A 7516-nucleotide genomic window follows, 5' to 3' on the forward strand; every position below is an offset into this window, starting at 1 on the left:
GACCGCCCGCCGCCCGGCCTCGCACGTCCGCCCCGCCCTGAGAGGGGCGGGGCGGACGGGGGGACAGTGATGTGGCCGTCAGTGAGCGGCGGCCGACGGCTGGGCGAGCTCCAGGTCCAGGACCTCATCGGCGCCGCCCGCGAGGGATATCGGCGCGGCGTGCGGCGGGTAGCCGGCCGCCGTGAGCGTGTAGTGGCTTCCCGCCAGGTCGGAGAACGCGAACGCGCCGTCCGGGCCGGTGACGGTGTGGCCGGTGACCGTACCGTCCTCCAGGAGGGTCACCGCCGCATCCGCGAGCGGTCGGCCGCCGGGACCCCGGACCGTGCCGCGGACGAGCGCGGTCGGCCGCAGCCGGGCGTCCTGGCGTGCCGCTTCGGCGCCGGGCAGTTCGACGGTGCGGGCCTCGGGCCGGTGGCCGGGGGCGCTCAGGACCAGGGTGTAGGTGCCGGACGGGAGGTGGGAGACCTCCCAGCTGCCCTCGGCGCCGGAGGTCGTACGGGTCACCACATCGCCCCGGGCATCGGTGACGACGATGCTCGCATCGGCCAGCGGGGCGCCGTCCGGTCCGCCGAGCAGGGTGCCGCCCAGCCGGCCGGTGCCGGCCAGGACCAGGTCCACGGCGGTCGGCGCGCCCTCACCGCGGTACGTGGCCGAGGCCGCGTGCGGCGTATGGCCGGGGGCGGCGCCGGTGAGGACGTACGTGCCGGCGGCGGGGGCGGCGAGTGCGTAACGGCCGTCGTCGTCGGCGGTGGTGACGCCGGCCTGGCCGCCCTGCCGGTCGATGAGGGTGACGGTGGCCCGGCGGACGGGCGCGCCGGACGGGTCCAGGACGCGGCCCCGGAACGCCGCGCGGTCCGCCCGGCCTTCGGTGCCGGGCTGCGCCCGGGAAGGCGCGGGCTTCGCGAGCGAGGGGGGCTCCGCCTGCGCGTCAGGCTTGGTGAGCGGGTCGGGCTGGGCGAGCCGGTCGGTCGTCGCCTGTCGGGTGGGCGTCACCGGGTCGTGCGCGGCGTCGGCCGGACCTGCCGCGGCGGCCGGAGCAGCCGCCTCGCCCGTCTCCTTCACCAGATCCGTGCTCTGCGCGACCAGGGTCGGCGTCGTACGGGATGCCGTGCGCTGCGACGGCAGGAATGCCGCCACGAAGACGCCGATCAGGACCGCGGCAGTCGCGATCAGGAAGGAGACCCGGAAGCCGGCCATGGTCGGCACCGTCACCGGGCCCATGTCCTGGGACATATGGGCCAGCACCATGCCGATCACGGCGCTGGAGACGGACGTGCCGATCGACCGCATCAGGGTGTTCAGGCCGTTTGCCGCGCCGGTCTCGGACGGGTCGACGGCGCCGATGATCAGCGCGGGCAGCGAGGAGTAGGCAAGGCCGATGCCCGCACCGACGATCACCGCGATGATGACGGTCTGCCAGGGGGCGTTCATCAGGCCGATGCCCGCGCCGTAGCCGATGGCTATCACCAGCATGCCCAGGAGCAGCGAGATCTTGGGGCCGCGCCGGGCGGCGATCCGCGCATACAGCGGGGCGACGAACATCATCGTCAGGCCGAGCGGTGCCACACACAGACCGGCCACCACCATCGACTGGCCGAGGCCGTAGCCGGTGGACGTCGGGAGCTGGAGCAACTGCGGCAGCACCAGAGAGATCGCGTAGAACGCGACGCCGACCGTGATGGAGGCGAGGTTGGTGAGCAGCACCTCGCGGCGGGCGCTGGTGCGCAGATCGACCAGCGGGTCGGCGATCCGCAGCTCCATCAGGCCCCACAGGACGAGGATCACCGCCGCGATCCCGAAGAGCGCGAGGATGGTGGGCGATCCCCAGCCCCAGTCACTGCCCTTGGTGATGGGCAGCAGCAGCGCGACCAGTCCCGCGGACAGCCCGAGGGCACCGGCGATGTCGAAGCGTCCCTGGGCGCGTACGGAGGTCTCCGGTACGACGAGGACGGTGAGCAGCATCGACAGCACACCGAGCCCGGCGGCGCCGAAGAACAGGGCGTGCCAGTTGGCGTGTTGGGCCACCAGAGCGGCGACCGGCAGGGCGAGGCCGCCGCCGACACCTATGGACGAGCTCATCAGGGCCATCGCCGAGCCGAGCCGTTCGCGCGGCAGCTCGTCGCGCATGATGCCGATGCCGAGCGGGATGGCTCCCATGGCGAAGCCCTGCAGCGCCCGGCCCGCGATCATGGTGACCAGGTCGCTGGTGAATCCGCAGATCAGCGAGCCGACGACCATGACGGCAAGGCTGGCCAGCAGCATCCGCCGCTTGCCGTACAGGTCGCCGAGGCGTCCCATGATGGGTGTCGAGACGGCGCCGGCGAGGAGGGTGGCCGTCATGACCCATGTGGCGTTGCTGGGCGCCGTGTTGAGCAGCGTCGGCAGGTCCTTGATGACCGGCACGAGCAGTGTCTGCATCACCGCGACGACGATGCCGGAGAAGGCAAGCACCGGGACGATGCCGCGGCCTGCTCTGCGGTGCCCGCCCTTGCCGGGGTCGGGCACCGCCTGCGCGGCACCGGGGATCGGTGTCCTCCCGGACAGCTGGTCGGTCGTCGTCTGGGTCATGCGTGCGGCCTCCAGGGCGGCAGAGATGAGTGTCGTCGGGGGCGGAGCAGGGCTGACGGCGGCCGTTGGGGACGGCATTGCCTACAGGTATGACACATGGCCCCGACGCCGCCGGGACCATGAATACATGCATGCCGAACGTTTTACGCCGGCGTCCTATTCCGGCCTACAGAAAGACTTCTCGCCACATCGGCCGTGATCTGGCTCACCCCCCTTACCGGCGGGCCCCCTTCGCGGCGGCCGCCCGCCTCTCCCTCTGCGCCACCGCACCGCCGCGGCAGACACCAGAAGGCGCCGCGGACTTCGGCGAGGGCGTTAAATACCGTTGTTAAATACCGTCCGCGCGGTATTTTTCTGCCCCACGCTTCTCCTGCTCGCCTTTCGAATCGCCCGCCTTTCACCTCACGCCGAAGCGGCGTCCGTCAGCGCTTTCCCCTTGAGCGCGGCATCGAGTTCGGCACCCCGCTCCGGATCCAGCTTGAGTTTGGCGAGCACGGCCGGGACCGCAATGCTGGGGAGGGTGTGCTCGAAGAAAACCGTCAGGCGGTGACTGAGATCCGCCTGATTGCTCACGGCATTCGACATCAACTGCAGTCCGGCGAACGCTCCGACGAAGAACTCTGCGGTGTCGTTCACGACGACGCCCTCCAGCACCTCACCACGGTCTCGCGCCTGACCCAGCAGGCCCTCGACGAACCGCGTCCAGGCCATTATCGACTGCTTGCGGTCCAGGTGGTTCGAGCCCAGCTCGACCGCCAGCCGGGCCGCCCCGCGCTGAATCGGATCACTCCGCAGCCGGTACGCCAGCACCTGCCCCGCGTCGACGAACTCCTGCAGCTTGATCTTCTGGGGCGCCACCGAGATGTCGATCACCCGCTCCTGGAGCACAGCCAGCGCGAGCTGCTCCTTGGAAGCGAAGTGGAAATATAAGGCGCCCTTCGTCACGCCGGCGCGCTCGAGTACTTCGGCGATGGTCGCGCGGTCATAGCCGAGCTCGTCAAAGACCGAAGCGGCCGCCTCCAAGATCAATCGCCGGGTTCGGATCGCGCGGTCCTGTTGCGCCACAGGACGCCTCCTGCCTCTCGCTGCTTTCAAGTTCCGCATGAGTTAGCTATCGCCCAAGTCGCCCCAGCACCAGCTACTTGCTTCGTCTCGTCACTCCGGCACGGAAAAGAAAACCGGATGGTACGTATTTTAATGGCATCGACACTCACCTCATTGAGGCGCCTGGGGGCAGTCATGAGCGACACTATGCACGTCAGCGGCACGGTTCGGCCGAAGAGTCCACGGCAGGTACACCTGAACCGGCCCCGCCGCGCCGTCACCGGGCATCACCGAGAACCCCGCAATCCCCGGGAGCTCGTGCACCGCTCCTTCACCGAAGACATTCTGGTCACATCATGGCGCCGACCTGACGGCCACCGTTTCTCACTGACCGCCCAGCGGCCCCACGATCACGCGTATTTCACCCCGCTTCACGGCCGCCACCACCTCATCCTTACCGGCGAGACCATCCGGCAGGCAGGCCTGCTCCCGTGCCACACGCAACTCGGCGTGCCGGTCGGCCACCACTTCGTCCTCGGAAATCTTGTGTAGACAACACACCCCGAGGATCTGACGGTTGGCTGTGGACCCACCCGATTGACGATCGAGGTCAACTAAGGGCTGTCCCGTAATCCCTGGCAGGCGCGCGACGACAGCTACGGCACCTCGCCGCGTTGTCGGAACATCCCGATACATCCAGTATCGGGACGCTCCTCCGCCTTGCGATGCACCGCATCTGACGCCGCGCGCTGATCCGCCAGGGATTACGGGACAGCCCTTAGCCGGCTGCGGATCCGGAGCGGCGCGCTCTCCGGCGGACACTTCGCCATGACCTTCCGCAAGGACGGCCGGAACAGTGACGTGTCCTGCTCTCCCTCGCCGGCCGGCCCCGCACCACGACCGTCCGGATCACGGTTCACAGGACGGCGAGCCGGTGTTCGTCTCCACACTGACCGCGCTGGACACACGTTCCTGAATTCCCCACCTCGCCCAGGACGGTGCACTGTGCAGCACGGTCTGCGCCGGATGCGCGACGGCGGACGCATCATCAAAGTCTGCTCGGCAGTGACCACCACGGCCTTCCCGCCGACCATCGCCTACGCGCTGTCCAAGGGCGCCGTGGACACCCTGCCCCTCACCGGCCAAGGACCTCGGCGAGCGCGGTATCACGGTGAACACCATCGCCCCGGGCTTCATCGAGACCGATATGAACGCCGCAATGCGTGTGACCCCTGAGGCACACGCCGCGGGTGCGGCACGTGGCATGGTCCGGGTTCCGGGACCGCCGCGCCGCCCCGCACGGTTCAGGCAGGCGGCATCGGCCATTCGTCCAGGTTGCCCCCGCGCCATTCGACGATCCGGGGGTTATCCAGCTCGATCTCCTCGGCGGGTCCGGCTACTCCCGCGCGGCGGAGGAATTCGGCGACGTCGCCCCGGCCGTGGGCGAGCCCGACGATCTGGCCACGCACGGTCACTCGCCGGCCGCCGGACGGCGTCGGTGGGTGCACGATCACGGGCGGGTGCTCGGTCATGAGTCCAGCGTGCGCCGGGCTTCCCGGCCGCGCACGTCGAAAGTCCGGTCGGCAGGCCTGTGAGCTCCAAGCTTGGAGACTCCAATCAGTGCCCCGTAGGCTGGCCATGTGGTGACACCGACACCGGCCGAACGTACGCGGGAGCTGCTCATCGCCGTCCGCGAGGTCATCGGCGCGTCTCAGGCCCAGCTCAGGGAAACCCTCGACGGGCTGGGGCTGACGGTTCCGCTCGCGGATGCGCTGTGGGTGCTCGATCCCGCGCTCCCCGCCCCGTCGATGAAGGTCCTCGCGGGCCTGCTGCACTGCGATCCCTCCAGCGCCACGTTCCTGGTCACCCGCCTCGACATGCAGGGGCTCACGGAGCGGGTGCCCGATCCGGCGGACCGGCGTTCCAAGATGGTCGAGCTGACGGACAAGGGGGCGCTGGTGCGCGGCGAGCTGATCGAGGCGATGGTCGAGCAGTCGCCCCTGGCGGCGTTGAGCCCCGAGGACCAGGCGGCCACCTTGCGCTTGCTCCGCAAGGCCCTGGCCCAGGCCGGCCGGCCGTGAACAGCCCCCTGGACTCGAGCGCATTCTCCCGGGACCCGTACCCGCTGCTCGCCGCCCTCCGCGAGCGCGGCCCCGTACAGCGGATACGGACCGGCAACGGCCGTACGACATGGGTCGTCACCGGATGGGCGGCGGCGCGGACGGCGCTGGCCGCCGCGCCGCTGTCGAAGGACACCGCGAGGTACTTCGCCGACCGGCCGTCCACCCGCAATCTGGCCCCGGCCGTGAGCCGCAGCATGCTCGCCACCGACCCGCCGGACCACGGCCGGCTGCGGAAGCTGGCGATGACGGCATTCACCCCGGCGGCCGTCGCCCGCTTGGAGCCCCGTATCCGCGAGATCGCGGAGGGCCTGGCCGATGCGCTGGCCGCCGGACTGGCCGCGCGCGGGTCCGCGGATCTCATCGAGGAATTCGCCGTGCCGCTGCCCATCGCCGTGATCAGCGAACTCCTCGGCGTGCCGGAGCCGGACCGGGCGGCCGTACGGCACTGGTCCAACGACCTTTTCGCGGCCGCGGATCCGGATACCGTCGACCGCGCGTCACATGCCCTCAGCGACTACATGACGCAGCTGATCGCGGCCCGCCGGACCGCCCCCGGAGAGGACGTGCTCAGCGGTCTGATCGCCGCACGGGACGAGGAGGACCGGCTGACGGAGCCCGAACTGGTCTCCCTGGCCGTGCTGTTGGTGGTCGCCGGGCACGAGACCACGGCCAACCTCATCGGCAACGGCATGCTCGCCCTGCTCCTCGACGACGCGCTCCGCGCCCGCCTCAGGGCCGATCCCGGGCTGCTTCCTGGCGCGGTCGAGGAACTCCTGCGCTACGACGCACCGATCACCCTCGCCACCTTCCGCTACGCCACCGAACCGATGGAGCTGGCCGGCGCCCACATCGAGCCGGGCGACGTCGTCCTGGTCTCCCCCGGTGCCGCCAATCGCGATCCGGCGCGGTTCCCGTCGCCCGACGCCGTACGGCTCGACCGTCCTGCCGGCCATCTCTCGTTCGGTCACGGGCCGCATCACTGCCTCGGTGCGCCGTTGGCCCGCATCGAGGCGCGGATCGCGTTCGAGGTGCTGCTGACGCGCTTCCCGGAGCTGCGGCGTACCGAAGCGGGCGGGGAGGCGCTCGAGTGGCGGCGGACGCGGTTGATGCGCGGCCTGGCGGGACTCCCGGTGACCTCGGCGGCCGGCTGAACACAGCAAACCGGCGCCGCGGCTGCAGTACGGCAGTCGCGGCGCCGGCTGGTTCCGGGTCGGTCGCGGCGCAAGGACCGCGACCCGTCTCAGCTTTCGGTGGTGTGGCCGGAGAGGCGTTCGACGCCGCGGAGGAGGGCGGAGTGGTCGAGGTTGCCGTCGCCCTGGGCGCGGAGGGAGGCGACGAGGTTGGCGACGACGGAGCCGACGGGGAGGGCGGCGCCGACGGTGCGGGCGGCGTCGGTGACGATGCCCATGTCCTTGTGGTGGAGGTCGATGCGGAAGCCGGGCTTGAAGTCGCGGTTTTTGAAGTTGTCCTTCTTGCGGGCGAGGACGGTGGAGCCGGCCAGGCCGCCGTTCAGGACGTCGAGGGCGGCGGGGAGGTCGACGCCGGACTTCTCGAGGAAGACGACGGCTTCGGCGCAGGCCTGGATGTTGATGGCGACGATGAGCTGGTTGGCGGCCTTGACGGTCTGGCCCGAGCCGTGCGGGCCGCACAGGACGATGGTCTTGCCGAGGGCCTGGAGGAGGGGCTGGGCGGCGTCGAAGTCGCTCTGGTCGCCGCCGACCATGATGGACAGGACCGCTTCGATGGCGCCGGCTTCGCCGCCGGAGACGGGGGCGTCCAGG

7 protein-coding genes are annotated in these 7516 nt (G+C 70.6%); 3 read left to right on the top strand and 4 right to left on the bottom strand.

Annotated features, from left to right (window positions below; all coding sequences use genetic code 11):
- Positions 1 to 78 precede the first annotated feature (78 nt).
- Positions 79 to 2568 (bottom strand): MFS transporter, encoded by a 2490-nt coding sequence (locus ACZ4S3_RS37075; protein WP_467942837.1) that lies wholly within the window; start codon positions 2566 to 2568, stop codon positions 79 to 81.
- 402 nt (positions 2569 to 2970) lie between these two features.
- Positions 2971 to 3633: a ScbR family autoregulator-binding transcription factor gene (locus ACZ4S3_RS37080; RefSeq protein WP_467942839.1), complete on the bottom strand. Its 663-nt coding sequence runs from the start codon at positions 3631 to 3633 to the stop codon at positions 2971 to 2973.
- Positions 3634 to 3819: 186 nt separating this feature from the next.
- Here ACZ4S3_RS37080 and ACZ4S3_RS37085 point away from each other — a divergent pair, with 186 nt between their 5' ends.
- On the top strand, positions 3820 to 4164 hold the full coding sequence (locus ACZ4S3_RS37085; RefSeq protein WP_467942841.1) for an AfsA-related hotdog domain-containing protein: 345 nt from the start codon (positions 3820 to 3822) through the stop codon (positions 4162 to 4164).
- 752 nt (positions 4165 to 4916) lie between these two features.
- On the opposite strand, the gene ACZ4S3_RS37090 is transcribed toward ACZ4S3_RS37085, so the two are convergent.
- Complete coding sequence (locus tag ACZ4S3_RS37090) at positions 4917 to 5144, bottom strand: hypothetical protein (RefSeq protein ID WP_467942843.1); 228 nt, start codon at positions 5142 to 5144, stop codon at positions 4917 to 4919.
- Positions 5145 to 5252: 108 nt separating this feature from the next.
- Here ACZ4S3_RS37090 and ACZ4S3_RS37095 point away from each other — a divergent pair, with 108 nt between their 5' ends.
- Both ACZ4S3_RS37095 and ACZ4S3_RS37100 read left to right on the top strand, forming a co-directional pair.
- Positions 5253 to 5693 carry a MarR family winged helix-turn-helix transcriptional regulator gene (locus ACZ4S3_RS37095; RefSeq protein ID WP_467942845.1) on the top strand — a complete coding sequence of 147 codons (441 nt, stop codon included), beginning with the start codon at positions 5253 to 5255 and terminating at the stop codon, positions 5691 to 5693.
- Positions 5690 to 6886 carry a cytochrome P450 family protein gene (locus ACZ4S3_RS37100; protein WP_467942847.1) on the top strand — a complete coding sequence of 399 codons (1197 nt, stop codon included), beginning with the start codon at positions 5690 to 5692 and terminating at the stop codon, positions 6884 to 6886. Before ACZ4S3_RS37095 ends, ACZ4S3_RS37100 begins: the two co-directional genes overlap by 4 nt.
- A gap of 89 nt (positions 6887 to 6975) precedes the next feature.
- Here the strand turns inward: ACZ4S3_RS37100 and ACZ4S3_RS37105 are convergent.
- Positions 6976 to 7516, bottom strand: a 541-nt coding sequence (locus ACZ4S3_RS37105; protein WP_467942849.1) for an NAD-binding protein, incomplete at its 5' end; no start/stop codon positions are given.

Source organism: Streptomyces sp. NPDC028368, from assembly GCF_055565615.1.